Here is a 17,345-nt window from a genome sequence, read left to right as displayed (position 1 = left end):
CATGCGGCACATGCCTTATGAGCGGATGGTGGTGGGGGACGGGGCGGACGACACGCCGGAGAACCCCCCCAGCCGGGAGGCGCCCGCCGAGAAGGAGAACGGGCCGAAGCGCACCCCCAACGCCGCCGAGGGCACCGATGGCGGGGAGCGGCGCATGCCCCAGGGCGAGCCCGGCCCGACTCCCGGCTCGGCCGAAGGCGGTGCGTTCGACGAACCGTCGCGGCACTGACTGGCGGCCGTTACAGTGCCCCGAGCATGCCCCGCAAACCACCCGCCCGCCGCCCCCCTGCCTCCCCTTCCAAGCACGTCCACCCCGGACGATGGGAGGGCAAGGCGAAACCGGACTGGCTCTCGCGTGCACTCGCGCGGGCCGGGGTGCTTCCTCAAGAAGAAGCGGAGGAGGCCATCCAGGCGGGCCGGGTCTCGGTGAATGGGCGGGTGGTGAAACAGCCCCTGGCCCCGGTCCCCCAGGGGGCCAGCGTACGCGTGGACGGTCTGCCCGTGTCGCTCGAGGCGCCCACCCGGGTGCTCGTCTTCCACAAGCCGGCTGAGCTGCTCACCTCCACGGTGGGCCAGCACGGGGTGGGCACCGTCTACGAGAGGCTCCTGCCCCAACTGCCCCCGGAGCTGGCCGGCTTCACCTGGCACGCGGTGGGCCGGTTGGACCGGGGCACCACTGGGCTGCTCCTCTTCACCAATGACGACAAGCTGGTGACCCACGTCACTTCACCCGAGACGCACCTGACGAAGCGGTACGTGGCCACGGTCTTCAGCGAGGCGGACGAGGAGCGGGTGGAGCCGCTGCGCCGGGGGGTGCAATTGGAGGATGGCCCGGCCCGGCCGGCGAAGGTGCGGGTACGCGATGCGCACACCGTGGAGGTGACCGTCACGGAGGGCCGCAACCACCAGGTGAAGCGGATGCTGGGAGCGGTGGGTTTGCCCGTGCGAGCCCTGCATCGCGAGGCGGTGGGAGGCGTGGAGCTGGACGTGCCCGAGGGCGCCTTCCGGCTCCTCACCGACGCCGAGGTCTCCGAGGGCCTCCGCTACACCCCATCCCTTCTCCCTCCGGGAGAGGGTTAGGGTGAGGGTACCTGCCCCCGTTCTCCAACCCGTGGAGCGGAGGGACTGGGGGAACCCGAGTGCACCCCATACCCTCACCCCGTCCCTCTCCCAGGGGGAGAGGGTCCAACCTGGTTCCTCACCGTGCGTGTCCCCTCTCCCTCTGGGAGAGGGCCAGGGTGAGGGTCTACCCCTGCGAACCCCGCTCCGAGTCCGTCCTCAGGACTGCCGCTTCAGGCTGCCCACGGTGAGGCCCGCCTCACGAGGCTGCACCCGGTTGATCTCATCGGCCCGGGAACGGGCCACCGCCGGAGCACTGGAAGGAGCCCGCGCGCTCGCGGCCGGAGGGGTCCGTGGAGCGGAGGGCGCGGACGCCGGGCTCTGCCCGGAGGCGCCCCCGAGCAACTCCTGGATTCGCGCCCAACGGACCTTCTCCTCGGCCATGAGGCGCTGGAGCTCCTCGCGGGCGCTGGCGTCCTGCAGCTCGCCGGCCGCGGCGGTGAGCCGCTCCAGGAAGGGCATCAGGTAGCCAATGTCCCTATCGAATCCACTCGGCTTCGCCATGTGACTCCTCCCCTCCCAGGCAGCCACCCGGGGGTGTCCTCCTACCCTTACCCCCGGAAATCCCTGGGGGCGACAGAAGTATTCAGGTGGCTTCAGGGTTATGACACGGCGAATGTAGGCGGGGCTCCTCCAGCGGCCCAGCACCCGGGGGGGCTTCCCCTTGGGCTTGAGAGGGAGTAGACGGCTCCCCGGCTCCATGCCGATTTGGCTGGAAACTTCAAGCGGCGGGAAGTAAGGGCGCCCCCTGCCCTGTTCTCGCAGGACTTCAATACAGCAGAAGGACCGACTCTCGTGGCCTCCCAAGTTCCCATCGAAAAGGTTCGTAACATCGGTATCTCCGCCCACATCGACTCGGGCAAGACGACGCTCTCCGAGCGCATCCTCTTCTATACGGGCCGCATCCACGAGATCCACGAGGTCCGTGGCAAGGACGGCGTCGGCGCGAAGATGGACTCGATGGATCTGGAGCGTGAGAAGGGCATCACGATCCAGTCTGCCGCCACCTACGCCATGTGGGGCGAGTACAACATCAACCTGATCGACACCCCGGGACACGTGGACTTCACCATCGAGGTGGAGCGCTCCCTGCGCGTGCTCGACGGCGCCATCCTCGTGCTCTGCTCGGTGTCCGGCGTTCAGTCCCAGTCCATCACGGTGGACCGGCAGATGAAGCGCTACAAGGTTCCCCGCATCGCGTTCGTCAACAAGATGGACCGCGCGGGCGCCAACTACGAGCGCGTGGCCGCCCAGCTGAAGGAGAAGCTGAGCCACCACCCGGTGCGCCTCCAGGTCCCGATCGGGGCCGAGGATCGCTTCCAGGGCCTCGTCGACCTCATCCAGATGAAGGCCTTCTACTTCGACGGTGAGAGCGGCGAGACCATCCGCGAGGAGGCCATCCCCGCCGACCTGGTCGAGAAGGCCAAGGCCGACCGTCTGGAGATGATCGAGAAGGTCGCCGAGGTGGACGACGAGCTGGGTGAGCTGTTCCTGGCCGACGCCGCCATCAGCAACGAGCAGCTCATGGCCGCCATCCGCCGCGCCACCATCGCGCTGAAGATGACGCCCGTCATGTGCGGCTCGGCCTACAAGAACAAGGGCGTGCAGCTGCTGCTCAACGCCATCTGCTCGTTCCTGCCCAACCCGGCCGAGGTCACCAACGAGGCCCTGGACCAGAAGAACGCCGAGGCGAAGGTCGTCCTCGAGTCCAACCCGGACAAGCCCTTCGTGGGCCTGGCGTTCAAGCTGGAGGACGGTCGCTACGGTCAGCTGACCTACATGCGCATCTACCAGGGCAAGGTGAGCAAGGGTGACTTCATCGTCAACCAGGCCAACCAGAAGAAGGTCAAGGTCCCGCGTCTCGTCCGCATGCACTCGAACGAGATGAACGACATCAACGACGCGCGTGCCGGTGACATCGTCGCCCTCTTCGGCGTCGAGTGCGCCTCCGGCGACACGTTCACCGACGGCACCGTGCAGTACACGATGACGTCCATGTTCGTGCCGGACGCCGTCATCTCGCTCGCGGTGAGCCCGAAGAACCGCGACGCCCAGGCCAACTTCTCCAAGGCCCTCAACCGCTTCACCAAGGAGGATCCGACCTTCCGCGTGAACCGTGACGAGGAGTCCGGCCAGACGATCATCCGCGGCATGGGTGAGCTGCACCTGGAGATCTACATCGAGCGCATGAAGCGCGAGTACAACTGCGAGGTGGTGGCCGGTAAGCCGCAGGTGGCCTACCGCGAGACCATCTCCCAGAAGGGCGAGTTCTACTACACGCACAAGAAGCAGACCGGTGGTTCCGGTCAGTTCGCGCGCGTGTGCGGCTACGTGGAGCCCCTGCCGGCCGACGCCGTGCAGCAGTACGAGTTCGTGGACGACATCGTGGGCGGCTCCATCCCCCGCGAGTTCATCCCCGCGTGCGACAAGGGCTTCCAGGAGGCCATCAAGAAGGGCAGCCTCATCGGCTTCCCCGTGGTGGGTGTGCGCGTGGTCATCAACGACGGCGCCTTCCACGCGGTGGACTCGTCCGAGCAGGCGTTCAAGACCGCCGCCATCATGGGCTTCCGCGAGGGCTACGCGGCCGCCAAGCCGATCATCCTCGAGCCGATGATGAAGGTGGAGGTCCAGGCTCCCGAGGACTTCCAGGGCTCGGTGGTCGGACAGATCAACCAGCGCCGTGGCACCATCCTCGAGTCCAGCACGGCCGAGGGTTACGTGACGGTGGTGGCCGAAGTGCCGCTGAACACCATGTTCGGCTACTCCACGGACCTGCGCTCGGCGACCCAGGGCAAGGGCGAGTACACGATGGAGTTCGCCAAGTACTCTCCGGTGCCGCGCAATGAGGCCGAGGCTCTCATGGCGCAGTACAAGGAGAAGCAGGCGGCCGAGCAGGCGGCGCGTAAGTAGTGAAGAGCGCCAAGGCCTGACAATTCCAGGCTGTTGAAGGAGGCGCCTCCCCCGGGGGCGCCTTCTTTATTTTCCCGGGCCCGGCTTTCCCCGTTGTCCGCCGGGCCCTTCCGGGGCTTCCCCGAGAACCTATGACTTTCGAAGATCTGAAGCTCGCCGAACCCCTGCTGCGCGCCGTGAAGGCCGAGGGTTACACCTCCCCCACCCCCATCCAGACCCAGGCCATCCCCCATGTCCTCGAGGGCAAGGATGTGCTCGGCTGCGCGCAGACGGGTACCGGCAAGACGGCGGCATTCACGCTGCCCATCCTCCAGCGGCTCTCCGTCGGCCGCCCCCCTCCCCCCGCTCGCGGGCGCCCCATCCGCGCGCTCGTGCTCAGCCCCACGCGCGAGCTGGCCGCGCAGATTGGTGACAGCGTCCGTGCCTACGGCCGCTACACCGGCATCACCTCCGCCGTCATCTTCGGCGGCGTGGGCCAGAACGCCCAGGAGCAGGCGCTCCGCAATGGCGTGGACATCCTCGTGGCCACGCCCGGCCGCCTGTTGGATCTGATGCAGCAGGGCTTCGTGTCCTACAAGTCGCTGGAGGTCTTCGTCCTCGACGAGGCCGACCGGATGCTGGACATGGGCTTCATCCATGACGTGAAGCGCGTCATCGCGGCGCTGCCCAAGAAGCGGCAGACGCTCTTCTTCTCGGCCACCATGCCGCCGGAGATCCAGGGGCTGGCCAACAGCATCCTGACGAACCCGGTGCGCGTCGAGGTGGCGCCGGTGGCCACCACGGCGGAGACCATCGATCAGAGGCTGTACTTCGTGGAGAAGGAGCAGAAGCGCGGCCTGCTGGTGCACCTGCTGCAGACGGATCGCGACATCCAGCGGGTGCTCGTCTTCACGCGCACCAAGCACGGCGCGAACCGGGTGGCCAAGCAGCTGGAGGCGGCGGGCATCGGCGCGGAGCCCATCCACGGCAACAAGAGCCAGAACGCGCGCGAGCGGGCGCTGGCGGCCTTCAAGTCCGGCGCCTGCCGGGTGCTGGTGGCCACGGACATCGCCGCGCGGGGCATCGACATCGACGGCATCACCCACGTCATCAACTTCGACCTGCCCAACATCCCGGAGACGTACGTGCACCGCATCGGCCGCACCGGCCGGGCGGGCGCCGCGGGCATCGCCCTCTCCTTCTGCGACACCGAGGAGCGCGCGTACCTGAAGGACATCGAGCGCACCATCCGCCGGCGCGTGCCGGTGGTGGAGGCCCATCCGCACCGCTCGGGCCAGCCGGCCCCGGCGCCCACGTCGCTCGAGCCAGCACCGGGCCGAGGCCAGCAGTCCCAGCCGGGAAGCGGGCCGATGGTCCGTGCGCGGCCCCAGCCCAATCCCGGCCAGGGCCGTGGCGAGCAGCGGGGCCCTGGTGACAGGGGCGGTCGCCGCCGTCGCGGTGGCCAGGGGGGTGGACGCGGCGGGAACGCGGGAGCTCCCCGGAGTGACCGGCCGTCCGGCCAGCAGACCCAGTCGGGGCAGCGTCCCCCGGCCGCGGCCCCCGCGGCACCGGCCGCCGTTTCTCAGAGGCCTCGCGCGCCCAAGTGGCTGTAAAGAAGCACCCGCGACGAGAACCTCCGCATTCCCCTCGAGGCACCACCCGTGACCCTGCTCCGCGCCGCCGACGTCCAACTCTCCTTCGGCAGCCGTACCGTCTTCCAGGGCCTGACGCTCACCATCGAAGAAGGTGAGCGCGTGGGCCTCGTGGGAGTGAACGGCTCCGGCAAGTCCTCGCTGATGAAGATATTGGCCGGCGTGGCGCGCGCGGACGCGGGGGAGCTGCAGCTCCGCCGGGGCGCGCGCGTCACCTACCTGCCGCAGGAGCCCGAGTTCCCCCCGGGCGCCACGGTGGCCTCGGAGCTGAGCGTGGCCCAGGGTCCCCTCAAGGAGGCCCTGGCCGCGCAGGCCGAGCTCACCCGCCGCCTGGAGACCACGCCCGCCGAGGCGCAGGGCAAGCTGATGGAGCAGCTCGCGACGCTGTCGGACCGCATCGAGCAGCTGGGCGGCTGGGACACGGAGCACCACGCGAAGACGCTGTTGGACCGGCTGGGCGTGAAGGACTGGGACCGGCCCGTGGCCGAGCTCTCCGGAGGCCTGCGCAAGCGCGTGGCCATCGCCCGCGCGCTGCTCACGCGGCCGGACATGTTGATGCTGGACGAGCCCACCAACCACCTGGACGCGGACACGGTGGACTGGCTGGAGGACGAGCTGGACAAGCTGCCCGGCTCGCTGCTGCTGGTGACGCACGACCGGTACTTCCTCGATGGCCTGGTGGACCGCATCGTGGAGATCCAACCGGGCGGGGGCGTCATCTCGTACCCGGGCAACTACGAAGCGTACGTGGAGCAGAAGCTGGTGGCGCAGGAGAACGCGGCCGTCGCCCAGCACAAGCGCGAGCGCTGGATCGCCCAGGAAGTGGCATGGCTGCGCAAGGGCCCCGAGGCGCGGCGCACCAAGAGCAAGGCGCGCATCGAGCGGGCGCGGAAGCTGATGGAGGAGAAGGGCTTCCAGCGGCCGAAGGTGGCGGGGTTGCAGGTGATGCAGGCGCCGCGGTTGGGCCACACCGTCATCGAGGCCGAGGGCGTGCGCAAGTCCTACGGCGAGCGCAACGTGCTCAAGGGCGTGGACCTGCTGCTCCAGCGCGGCGAGCGCGTGGGCCTGGTGGGCCCCAACGGCGTGGGGAAGACGACCTTCCTGCGGGTGCTGCTCGGGGAGCTGCCGCCGGACGCCGGCAAGGTGGTCATCGGGAAGAACACGAAGGTGGCGTACTACGACCAGACGCGCGCCTCGCTGGACCCGGAGCAGACGGTGTACGAGGCGGCCTCGCCTCGTGGGGACGACTGGGTGGAGCTGGGTGATCAACGGGTGGCGCTGCGCGACTACCTGGATGACCTGCTCTTCCCGGTGCCCATGCAGCGGATGAAGGTGAAGGCGCTGTCGGGCGGCGAGCGCAACCGGCTGCTGCTGGCGCGGCTCTTCCTGGAGGGCGCCAACGTCCTGGTGCTGGACGAGCCGACGAACGACCTGGACATCGTCACGCTGAACATCCTCGAGGGGCTGCTGCTGGGCTTCACGGGGAGCGTGCTGCTGGTGACGCACGACCGGTACTTCCTGGACAAGGTGGCGACGTCCATCCTGGCGTTCGAGGGAGACGGCAAGGTGGTGCGGTACGAGGGCAACTTCGCGATGTACCGGCGGCTGAAGGAGCAGGCCCAGGCACGAGCCGCGGCGGCGGCCCCGGCTCCGGTGGCGAAGAAGGCGGAGCCCGTGGTGGAGGCCAGGCCGACGCGCAAGCCAGGGAAGCTCTCGTACAAGGAGCAGCGAGAGCTGGATGGGATGGAGGCGGCGATCGAGGCGGCGGAGACGCGCAAGTCGGAGCTGGAAGCGCAGCTGGTGGATCCGAGCGTCTACTCCAGCGGAACGAAGGCGGCGGAGGTGCAGAAGGAGCTGGACGTGACGGCGGCGGAAGTGGAGCGCCTCTACACGCGCTGGCAGGAGTTGCAGAACCTGGCCGCCGGAGCCTGAATCTTTCAAGAAACTGTGTATGCCCCCTCTCCCTCTGGGAGAGGGCTGGGGTGAGGGTATCTCGCCCCCACTGAGGTCCCATGATTCGTCTCGACAACATCGGCAAGCAGCACGGACAGCAGATCCTCTTCGTTGAAGCCTCGGCACAGCTCAACAAGGGCGAGAAGGTGGGCCTGGTGGGCCCGAACGGAGCGGGCAAGTCCACCCTGTTCCGGATGGTGGTGCAGCAGGAGCATCCGGACGAGGGGCAGGTGTCCGTCGATCGCGGCGTGACCATCGGCTACTTCGACCAGGACGTGGGCGAGATGTCGGGGCAGAGCGCGGTGGCGGCGGTGATGGACGGAGCGGGGCCGGTGTCGGAGGTGGCGGCGGAGCTCAAGCAGCTCGAGGCGGCCATGGCGGATCCGGACCGCATGGACGAGATGGACAAGCTGGTGGAGCGCTTCGGGGTGGTGCAGGGGCGCTACGAGGAGCTGGGCGGGTACGCGCTGGAGGGGCGGGCGAGGGAGATCCTCTCGGGCCTGGGCTTCAGCGAGGAGATGATGGACGGGGACGTGGGGGCGCTGTCGGGCGGCTGGAAGATGCGCGTGGCGCTGGCGCGCATCCTGCTGATGCGGCCGGACGTGATGCTGCTGGACGAGCCGAGCAACCACCTGGACATCGAGTCGCTCATCTGGCTGGAGACGTTCCTCAAGGGGTACGAGGGCGCGCTGCTGATGACGAGCCACGATCGCGAGTTCATGAACCGCATCGTGACGAAGATCATCGAGATCGACGGCGGCGAGCTGACGACGTACTCGGGCAACTACGACTTCTACGAGCAGCAGCGGGCGCTGAACGAGAAGCACCAGCAGGCGCAGTACGAGCGCCAGCAGGCGATGCTCGCCAAGGAGCTGAAGTTCATCGAGCGGTTCAAGGCGCGGGCCTCGCACGCGGCACAGGTGCAGAGCCGGGTGAAGAAGCTGGAGAAGATCGAGAAGGTGGAGCCGCCGAAGCGCCGTCAGACGATGGTGTTCGAGTTCCAGCCGGCGCCGCGCTCGGGCGACGACGTGGCGAAGCTGGAGCGGGTGGTGAAGGGGTACGGCAAGCGGCGCATCTACAGCGGGCTGGACTTCCTGGTGCGGCGAGGCGAGCGCTGGTGCGTGATGGGCGTGAACGGCGCGGGCAAGTCGACGCTGCTGAAGCTGGTGGCGGGCGAGTCGCGGCCGGACGATGGAGCGGTGTCGCTCGGCGGCAGCGTGAAGATGGGCTACTTCGCGCAGCACGCGATGGAGCTGCTGAAGCCGGAGCAGACCGTCTACGACTCGCTGGTGGACAGGTTCCCCCGGGCCTCGCAGGGTTCGCTGCGCGCGCTGGCGGGGTGCTTCGGCTTCTCGGGCGATGAAATCGAGAAGAAGTGCCGGGTGCTGTCCGGAGGAGAGAAGGCGCGGCTGGTGCTGGCGCAGATGCTCTACGACCCGCCCAACTTCCTGGTGCTGGACGAGCCCACCAACCACCTGGACATGGCGACGAAGCAGATGCTCATCGCGGCGCTGGCCAACTACGAGGGCACGATGCTCTTCGTGAGCCACGACCGGCACTTCCTGGCCTCGCTGTCCAACCGGGTGCTCGAGCTGACGCCCGAGGGCATCCACCAGTACGGCGGTGGCTACACGGAGTACGTGGCGCGCACCGGCCACGAGGCCCCCGGCCTGCGCAGCTGAGAGTCCGCGAGCCCGGCTCAATGGCCGGGCTTGCGGCCCTCGACGTACAGCCAGCCGTTGCTGCGCGTGGGTTGTGCTTCGAGGCGCAGCTCGGTGAAGCCAGCCGCGTCCAGCATCCCCACCACCTCGGCGCTCGAGTAGACGCGAACCCCCGCCGACGACTCCAGGGTGTCTGACAGGTCCCCCGAGCGGGAGGCATCCCGGGTGTACTCCAGGGAGATCGCCACCCGGCCTCCGGGGACCAGGACACGGTGGATCTCCTCGAAGGCCGCCTTCGGATCGGGCCAGAAGTAGAGCGTCTCGATGGCGCACACCTTGTCGAAGGAGGCATCCGCGAAGGGCATGTGGCCCACATCGCCCATGCGCACCGACAGCTGGCCCGTGAGCACCCGGGCCCGGTTGCGCGAGAGGGCCTGGAAGACCATGGTCTCGGAGTGGTCGAGGCCCACCACGGAGCCACGCGACGCCAGGTGCGCCAGGAACTCGAGGGCCTTGCCAGCCCCGCAGCCGACATCCAGCACCCGATCATCGGGTTGGATGTCCATCTGCTCCAGCGTCCACTGCGTCACCGGGCCGTGCTCGAAGCTCATGACGTGGCCGATCAGACGCCCGAGCCAGCCGTCCGGCCGGCCGTAGAGGCCGACGAGCGAGCGGTTGAGGCCCGGAATGTTCCACGAAAGAAGGGTATCGAACACATAGGTGGGCAGCTCGTGAAGCGTGGGCAGCTTCAGTTCGAGCATCGGGGAGGGAGTCATACGGGTCTCCTGTCACGCGGTCCGGCACGAGGGCACTGACGCTGCTTGCGCAGGAGGGAGTCACACCTCTTGGATTGTGACCCAGGCTTCGCCGGAGCACGGAGGCCTGACCACCTGCCTGCACCGTGAGAACGCCAGACCGCCCATTTCTTCCCGGCTCCCCTGCCCCCCTCGGGAACGACACGACTCCGCCCATGCGCGGGGTACGTCGGTGGGTTACAAGCCTCGTATGCTCCGCCGCACTTCGCTCGCCCTCTTCAGCCTCACCCTGTCCGCCTGCTCCACCACCCAGCAGGGCAACACCCGTCAGGTGATGGAGCGCGTCGACAAGAGGTTCCTCACCCGGGAACAGTGCCAGCCCACGCGCACGGCCTCCCTCGCCCATGACCAGGTCTCCGGGCTCGACGGGCTGCCCAGGTCCCTTCGAGACCGGCTGCTCGCGGAGCTCCCCTTGGAAGCCGTCGGGAGCACGAAGTCCGCGCAGTGCCAGGAGGCCGCCGCCCGGCTCCTCGAGGACCGGCTTCGCGGACTCTGCTGGATGGAAGCTCGCGTGATGCTTCAGGGCGAGGCCAGCTCACCCGCCGCCCAGCCCCGCCTGAATGTCCAGCTCGGGGCGCCCTATCAGGTCGACACCATCATCTGGGTCACCCTGGACAGGAACGCGACGGTGTCTCCCGACCGCGTCATCGAGACGGCCAGGAGCGCGCTCCCCAAGGACAAGGCCTGCACGGTGCGGACGCTCGAGGACATCCGGGCGAGCGTCTCCAAGCTGGGGACGTTCCATCAGGTGCTGGTGGAGCCGGGTCCTCCCAACACCGAGAACAAGACCGTCCCCGTCGTCGTCAACATCAACGAGAAGGCTCCTGCCACCCCGAAGGCGCAGGAGCCGATCCCGGACAAGAAGTGAGTCAGTTGTTCCGAGCCGCGTCCTGCTCCTGGTTGAACCAGCGGGACCACGCGTCCACCACTTCGCCGGACGGGTTGTTGATGGACTTGGGGCTGAGGATGTTGGCGAAGGTGTAGGCCTCGGACTCCAGCTTCTTCTTGTCCACGACGTAGTGCCCCTGGGCGTCGCGCAGCGGCTGCCCCCTGTCATCCCGCTGGATGTAGCGGCTGTGGGTGGCGTACTCGTCGATGCGGTTCTGGTACTGGCCCTTGCCGTAGTAGTCCCCCAGGACCTGGGTGAGGCTCTGGTTGGGGTTCTGCGCCAGACGGTTGGCGAGGTTGAGCCCGTCGATGTCGCCGTACCAGTCCTCCTTGCCCTCGTTGCCGATGGCGGTGTCGGCGCGAGCGGCCGCGTTGTCACCCCGGGCGGTGTTCTTGATGGCCGAGGCCACATCGCCCGTGAGGGTGACGGTCTGGAGGTTGAAGGGGTTCGGGATGCGGGTCGGAGGAAGGGTCGGGAGCAGGTAGTTGTCGGGGACGCGCTTCTCGTTCACCTGCCAGTCGAGCGCACAGGCCACGTGGCCCATGTCCACCTCCTGCCCGTCCGGCGTACGCATGCGGCCGCTGTAGCCGCCGACCGCCACGCCGCTGCTGTAGTCCGGGGAATGCGGCAGGCCCGCGGCGTTGATGGCTCCCTCCGAGGCCCCGAACGGCGTGCCCCCGCCCACGTTCCAGACCGGGCTGTTGTAATAGGTCTGCCGTGCGATGGTGGCCGCCGCGCTCTTCCCCATCGTCTTCTCGAGCTCCCCCATCCGGTCCATGAAGACGGTGAAGCGCGCACGCTCCACGGCCTCGGCGGGCTGGGCCCGCTCCACGTTCTCCAGGGTGGAGATCCGAGCCTTCAGCTCGTTGATTTTCTTCTCCTCGTCGTTGTCGCCCCCGGTGATGGCATCCCGGGCCTTCTCGAGCGGGTTGCGGTTCTCCAGCTCGAGCTGCACACGGCCCAGCTCCTGGCGCAGGCCGGACAGCTCGCGCTGGGTCTTCAGGGCCTCCCGGTACGCCGGGTCATTGCCCACCTGGGCGACGCCGCCGGCCTTCGCCGCCTTCGCACCGGCCCCGGCCCCCTCGAAGCCATCGCGGAACACCGTCTGGGGCGCGGGCGCCTTCTCCGCCTTCACCTGATTGCCCGTCTTGGCGGTGACGGGCGCCTCGCCACCAGCCGCCTTGGACTTGGAGCTGATCTCGGGCGAGGGGATGGAAACGGGCTTCCTGGTGGACGAGACGAAGCTCACGGGGGGGTCCTTTCGTGAAGGCAGGGTATCCGGGACTCATTATCGGACCCGCCCCACGAAAGTTTCCTACTTGGGCATCACCCCGAAGGCCTTGAGCATCGCCACGGCGATGCCCATGAGGCTCTCACCCGCGATGAAGCCCGAGCTCACCGGGAGCACCGTGGCCTCGGCCAGCTGGGCCTTCTTGCGGCGCAGCACCTCGGCGATGGCCGCGCCGATGAAGAAGCTGATGGAGCTGGCGCCCGGAATCACGATGGCCAGCCCCAGGCCCGACGCCGAGGGAATGAACGGCTTGGCCTTCTTCGGGGCCCAGCGGTCCAGCAGCACCAGCGCCACGCCCAGCGCCAGGCCGCACAGGGCGCCGATGCGCGAGGACGTGTGCAGCGAGCCCACCCCGTTGACGAGCATCTTCGACACGCCGGCCCACACCAGCGAGGAAGGCGCGGGGAACTCCTCGGTGCCCAGCACCTCGGCGCTCGGCACCAGCAGGTTGAAGGCGGGCACCACCACGGCGGCACCGGCCACCAGGCCGAAGAGCTGCGCGAAGAACTGCTTGCGCGGGTCGGCGCCGAGCAGCCACCCGGTCTTGAGGTTCGTGAGCAGGTCCGCCGCGTGCAGGCCCACCCCGCCCGTGGCGTTGGCGCTCATCACGTTGGCCGCGAGATTGCCGGGCAGCAGGCCGCCATAGAGGAGCTGGGTCACCGGCCCGAGCGCCTTGGTGGGCGTGGTGTCCGTCTCTCCGGTGACACGCGCGGCGATGACGCCCATCACCACGGACAGCGGCATGGCGATGACGCCCGCCCACCACGGAATCTGGAAGAGGTACGCCATCAGGAACACGGCCACCGGGCCCAGCACCAGGAAGCCCAGGGGGAACCAGGTGGGCGGGCACTCGACGTCGGCGAGCACATCCTTCTCCTCCTCGCCCTTCTTCCCGAAGAGGCCCGAGAGCGCCTTGAACGACCTGGCCACGCTGCGCCACTGGAAGGCGAAGGACAGCAGGCCCGAGGACACGAGCACCGAGGCCCCCGTCCACAGCGCCCAGGAGTTGATGGCCTTGTACGACACCTCGGGGATGACGCCGCGGCTGACCATCTCCGGGGCGAGGAAGCCGTAGGTGAGGAAGGCGCCCAGCAGCATGGACCAGCCCGTCTTGAAGCTCACCAGCGCCCCGGCGCCCACGAGCAGCAGGCTCAGGTCGAACGAGAGCGTCCACGCCCCCGCGGGCTTGCCGCCGATGGTGAAGGGCAGGCTCACCTTCGCGGGGAGGTTCCACGCCAGCCACGAGGCCTTGGCGTCCCGCCAGAACGCGATGACGGCCCCGATCAGGCCCGCGACGCCGAGGTAGCGCGCCTTGCCGCGTGAGCGCGCGTCATGTCCGTGGAGCGCCTGGAGCGTCTCGGCGGTGGCGGTGCCCGTGGGGAACGGGAGCTGCTCGATGTTGATGAGCTGGCGCTTGATGGGGATGGCGGCGAAGACGCCCAGGGCGGACACCACCGCGAACCACGCCACCAGCCACCCGGTGGAGGGCAGCGCTCCGGTGAGCATCAGCAGCGCGGGCACGGCGGCCATGTTGCCACCGCCCGTCATGTACCCCGCCCCCGAGGCCACCGAGCCCACGGCGTTGTTCTCGAGCGCGCTGACCTCCGTCTTCACCAGCCCCACGGCCCGCAGGGCGCCGAAGGTGGCGAAGGAGAGGATGCACGCGGTGATGGTGACGCCCAGGCTCCAGCCCGTCTTGAGGATGACGTACAGGTTGGAGAGGCACATCACCGCGCCGATCAGCATACCGGCGATGACGGCGCGCACGGTGAGCTGGCGCACGCCGGCCTTGTAGACGTTCTCGAGCCAGTACCGCTCCGGATCCTGGGCGGCCGTGGCGGGCGCCCGGGGGGGCGCGGAATCGGGCTCGGGCTTGAGCTGGAGCTGCTGGGGCGAGGGCGAAACGGGCTGGCTCATGGGGAGCGCCACCTTACCGGAACACCCCCTACCCCACGAGTGGGTATCTCGCCCTTCCGGACCGCCCGCTCAGTGAGCGCCGCCCGGACCGTGGGCGTGACCGTGCTCCAGCTCCTCGGTGGTGGCCTGACGCACCTCACGCACCGTCACGTCGAAGTGGAGCGTCTTGCCCGCCAGCGGGTGGTTGAGGTCCACCACCACCTGATCGCCCTTCAGCTCGCGGATGGTGATGGGGATGACGTCCCCGCCCTCCGTCTGCGCGGAGATGGTCATGCCCGGCTGGAGCTGGGCATTGGGGGGGAACATGTCGCGGGGCACCGTCTGGAGGCCGCGCGGATCGTGCTCGCCGTACCCCTGGGAGGGAGCCACGACCACCTTCTTCGATTCACCGGAGCCCATGCCCTCCAGCTGCCCCTCGAGCCCCGGGACGATCTGCCCCCGGCCATGCAGGTAGGAGAGCGGCTGCCCGGGCTCACTCTCGTCGACGACCTTCCCGTCACCGAGGTGCAACCGGTACTCCAATGAGACGACGCTGTCCTTGGACACCTTCATAGTGGCTGCTCCTTCTTTGCTACGGGTATGGGACGACAAGGAGGCGAGGGGCAACCCTTGCCCCCTGGCACGCTCAGGAGGCTGACGAGTCGGGTTCGAGCCGGGCCTCCTCGGCCTCGGCCGCGAGCGCGGGCTCACCGCGGGACACGTAGACGGCGGCGGCCAGGTCCCCCGTCACGTTGAGCGTGGTGCGGCACATGTCGAGGAAGCGGTCCACGCCGAGCACCAGGGCCAGTCCCTCGGGAGGAATCTTGAAGAGGCCCAGGATCATCGCGATGACCGGGATGGAGCCGGCCGGCACGCCCGCGGTGCCGATGCCCGCCAGCACGCAGATGAACATCACCACCGCCTGGTCCGCGAGGCTCAGGTGCACACCGAACACCTGCGCCAGGAAGAGCACGGTGACTCCCTCGAAGAGCGCGGTGCCATTCTGGTTCATCGCCGAGCCGGCGGTGAGCACGAAGCGCGACACGTTGCGCGGCAGCTTGAGGTTCTCCTCGGCCACCTTGAGCGCGGTGGGCAGCGTGGCGCTGGAGGACGCCGTGGAGAAGGCGGTGACGATGGCCAGGCGGCAGTCGCGGAAGAAGGTCAGCGGGTTGCGCCCGCCGAGGAAACGCACCGACAGCGAGTACACGCCGAACATGTGCAGCCCGAGCGCCAGCAGCACCACGCCCACGTAGGAGGCCACCTGCATCAGCACGCCGATGCCCAGGCGCGCCATCATGCTGAAGAGCAGCGCTCCCACGCCGTAGGGCGCCAGCTTCAGCACCCCGTCGATGAGCCTCATCATCACGTCGTGCAGGCCCTGGATCGTCTCCCGCAGCCGCTGCGCGCCCTCCGTGGGCGTCAGGGCCAGCCCCAGGCCGAAGATGAGCGAGAAGACGATGAGGGCGATCATGTCCCCGTCCGCCGCCGCCTTCAGCGGGTTGCTGGGAATCATGGCGGCGATGAGCGAGGGCACCGAGGTGTTGCTCGGGGTGGGGGCCGCCTGCACCGAGGTGCCCTTCACCGCCAGCGCGCGGGCCTCCTCGCTCAGTCCGAGGCCTGGCTTGAGCGTGTTGACCAGCAGCAGCCCGATGAGCACCGCGATGCTGGAGACCACCACGGTGTAGCCCATGGTCCGCAGGCCCAGCCGGCCGAGTTGCTTCAGGTCCAGCTCGCACACGCCCATCACCAGCGCGGAGAAGAGCAGCGGCACCACCAGCATCAGCAGCAACCGCAGGAAGAGCTGCCCCGCCAGGGCGGTGATGTTCGTCACCACCCAGTCGAGCCATGGCGCCCCCGCGGCCAGGGTGTTGGCGGCGATGCCCGCCACGGTGCCGATGACGATGCCCAGGAGCATCTTCTGGTGCTGCTTCATCCGAGTGCCTCTTCGCATGTGGCTGGGGAGACGAACCCCTCGAGACCCAGGGGGGTTCCGCAGCCTACCGATGATTCCCGGTGGCGGATACCTTGTCAGCGGGTGTGTTGGTTTCCGGCCGACTCCTCGCCTCCCGGGCCAGCTCGCTCGCCGTCTCGCGGAGCCGCCGGGTCACCCGCTCGGCCCACTCGGGCTCCACCTCCAGGCACGCCGGCTGACGCCCCAGCCGCAGCGCCGCCGCCGGCATCGAGCCACTGCCCGCGAATGGATCCAACACCCGGTCCCCCGGCCGGCTCCAGGTGCGCACCAGGGGCTCCAGCACGGAGAAGGGCTTGTGGTGGGGGTGATTGCCCCAGCGCGCCGCCTCGGCGTCGTCATCGTAGCCCCCCACCACCGCCCAGACGGTGGGCAGGCCCGCGGGGTCCAACGGGGGCTCCGGCGTGCGTGACAGGACGAGCGCCACCTCGTAGACGCGCAGCAGTTGCTCGTTGGCGTTCTTGTCCGTGGTGCGCTTGCCCCAGACGTACTCGCCCCGCAGGTGGCCGTAGCCCAGCGAGCGCGCCACCGCGAGGATGGGCTCCTTGCCCAGAAGGTTCGTCCAGATGGCCAGCGTCGCGTCCGGGGTGAGGTGCGCCACCGCCCGCGTCATCCACGCCTCGGTGAAGGCGCGGTAGTCGCGCACTGTCTCGAAGCGGACGATGGGGTTGCGGTCGATCTTCTTGTTCGCGCGCGGGTCCCTCAGGTCTCCGCCCTTGCGGCGCCTCGTGAGCAGGCAGTACGGCGGGTCGGTGTGCAGGAAGGAAGCCTTCGCCTCGCCCAGCACGGCCCGGTAGCCCTCGGGTTCCCGCGCGTCGGCCCGCACGCAGCGGTAGGAGTCGATCTCGTCGTGAGGATTCATCCGGCGCGCACCCTACCCCAGCCTCCCCGCTTCACCACCGCGCCTCGACAGGCACCGCCCTCGTGACGGCGAGGATGTCCCCCACCGGCACCCGCTCGTGGGACTTGAAGACGGCGAAGTCATCCCCCTGCTCGGTGACCACGTCCAGCACCTCGTCGATGAAGGCCTCGCCCTCGCGCAGCTGGACCGCCACCGGCCGGTGCCGCAGGACCGCCTCCTCGAGCACGTCGATGAAGTCACAGCGGCCTACTTCGTCCTGGCAGATCCGGGTCATCTCTCCTCGCCACCTCCGGCGCGGCCCTCACGCCGTGTCCGTCCAGCGTAACGCGGCCACCGCTCCCCCGCCCGC

Annotated in this window: 15 protein-coding genes; 7 read left to right on the top strand and 8 right to left on the bottom strand. The window is 68.9% G+C overall.

What is annotated here, in order from left to right:
• Position 1: 1 nt before the first annotated feature.
• Together NR810_RS18330 and NR810_RS18325 are read left to right on the top strand one after the other, a co-directional pair.
• Positions 2-229 carry a hypothetical protein gene (locus tag NR810_RS18330; protein ID WP_257454047.1) on the top strand — a complete coding sequence of 76 codons (228 nt, stop codon included), beginning with the start codon at positions 2-4 and terminating at the stop codon, positions 227-229.
• Positions 230-255: 26 nt separating this feature from the next.
• The gene (locus tag NR810_RS18325) at positions 256-1,080 is read left to right on the top strand and encodes a pseudouridine synthase (protein WP_257454045.1); all 825 of its coding nucleotides are present in this window, start codon (positions 256-258) and stop codon (positions 1,078-1,080) included.
• 198 nt (positions 1,081-1,278) lie between these two features.
• On the opposite strand, the gene NR810_RS18320 is transcribed toward NR810_RS18325, so the two are convergent.
• Positions 1,279-1,623: a hypothetical protein gene (locus NR810_RS18320; RefSeq protein ID WP_257454043.1), complete on the bottom strand. Its 345-nt coding sequence runs from the start codon at positions 1,621-1,623 to the stop codon at positions 1,279-1,281.
• Positions 1,624-1,914: 291 nt separating this feature from the next.
• On the opposite strand from NR810_RS18320, the gene fusA reads away from it, so the two are divergent.
• The 4 genes from fusA to NR810_RS18300 all read left to right on the top strand — a co-directional run bounded on the left by fusA (position 1,915) and on the right by NR810_RS18300 (position 9,295).
• On the top strand, positions 1,915-4,029 hold the full coding sequence (fusA, locus tag NR810_RS18315) for an elongation factor G (RefSeq protein ID WP_257454041.1): 2,115 nt from the start codon (positions 1,915-1,917) through the stop codon (positions 4,027-4,029).
• 131 nt (positions 4,030-4,160) lie between these two features.
• The gene (locus NR810_RS18310; protein WP_257454039.1) at positions 4,161-5,621 is read left to right on the top strand and encodes a DEAD/DEAH box helicase; all 1,461 of its coding nucleotides are present in this window, start codon (positions 4,161-4,163) and stop codon (positions 5,619-5,621) included.
• A 48-nt stretch (positions 5,622-5,669) separates the two neighbouring features.
• Entirely contained in the window at positions 5,670-7,592 is a 1,923-nt protein-coding gene (locus NR810_RS18305) for an ABC-F family ATP-binding cassette domain-containing protein (RefSeq protein WP_257454037.1), read from the top strand.
• Between the two features lie 80 nt (positions 7,593-7,672).
• On the top strand, positions 7,673-9,295 hold the full coding sequence (locus NR810_RS18300; RefSeq protein ID WP_257454035.1) for an ABC-F family ATP-binding cassette domain-containing protein: 1,623 nt from the start codon (positions 7,673-7,675) through the stop codon (positions 9,293-9,295).
• A gap of 17 nt (positions 9,296-9,312) precedes the next feature.
• Here the strand turns inward: NR810_RS18300 and NR810_RS18295 are convergent, their stop codons facing one another.
• Positions 9,313-10,050, bottom strand: a complete 738-nt coding sequence (locus NR810_RS18295) for a class I SAM-dependent methyltransferase (protein ID WP_257454033.1) — start codon at positions 10,048-10,050, stop codon at positions 9,313-9,315.
• 229 nt (positions 10,051-10,279) lie between these two features.
• Between NR810_RS18295 and NR810_RS18290 the strand changes: the two genes are divergently transcribed.
• The gene (locus NR810_RS18290; RefSeq protein WP_257454032.1) at positions 10,280-10,957 is read left to right on the top strand and encodes a BamA/TamA family outer membrane protein; all 678 of its coding nucleotides are present in this window, start codon (positions 10,280-10,282) and stop codon (positions 10,955-10,957) included.
• Position 10,958: 1 nt separating this feature from the next.
• Here the strand turns inward: NR810_RS18290 and NR810_RS18285 are convergent, their stop codons facing one another.
• The 6 genes from NR810_RS18285 to NR810_RS18260 all read right to left on the bottom strand — a co-directional run bounded on the left by NR810_RS18285 (position 10,959) and on the right by NR810_RS18260 (position 17,270).
• A complete protein-coding gene (locus tag NR810_RS18285; RefSeq protein WP_257454031.1) occupies positions 10,959-12,227 on the bottom strand; it encodes a hypothetical protein in 1,269 nt (422 codons plus the stop codon).
• Positions 12,228-12,293: 66 nt separating this feature from the next.
• Complete coding sequence (locus tag NR810_RS18280; RefSeq protein WP_257454029.1) at positions 12,294-14,186, bottom strand: OPT family oligopeptide transporter; 1,893 nt, start codon at positions 14,184-14,186, stop codon at positions 12,294-12,296.
• A gap of 69 nt (positions 14,187-14,255) precedes the next feature.
• On the bottom strand, positions 14,256-14,738 hold the full coding sequence (locus tag NR810_RS18275; protein WP_257454027.1) for an FKBP-type peptidyl-prolyl cis-trans isomerase: 483 nt from the start codon (positions 14,736-14,738) through the stop codon (positions 14,256-14,258).
• A 73-nt stretch (positions 14,739-14,811) separates the two neighbouring features.
• Entirely contained in the window at positions 14,812-16,098 is a 1,287-nt protein-coding gene (locus tag NR810_RS18270; RefSeq protein ID WP_257454026.1) for a dicarboxylate/amino acid:cation symporter, read from the bottom strand.
• 64 nt (positions 16,099-16,162) lie between these two features.
• Positions 16,163-16,996, bottom strand: a complete 834-nt coding sequence (locus tag NR810_RS18265) for a DNA-methyltransferase (protein ID WP_257454024.1) — start codon at positions 16,994-16,996, stop codon at positions 16,163-16,165.
• 31 nt (positions 16,997-17,027) lie between these two features.
• A complete protein-coding gene (locus NR810_RS18260; RefSeq protein ID WP_204226665.1) occupies positions 17,028-17,270 on the bottom strand; it encodes a hypothetical protein in 243 nt (80 codons plus the stop codon).
• Between the last annotated feature and the right edge of the window lie 75 nt (positions 17,271-17,345).

This window comes from Archangium lipolyticum (assembly GCF_024623785.1).
Lineage (GTDB): Bacteria > Myxococcota > Myxococcia > Myxococcales > Myxococcaceae > Archangium > Archangium lipolyticum.
Note: the sequence above shows the minus strand (reverse complement) of the source record. Positions and strands in the feature narration are given on the sequence as shown.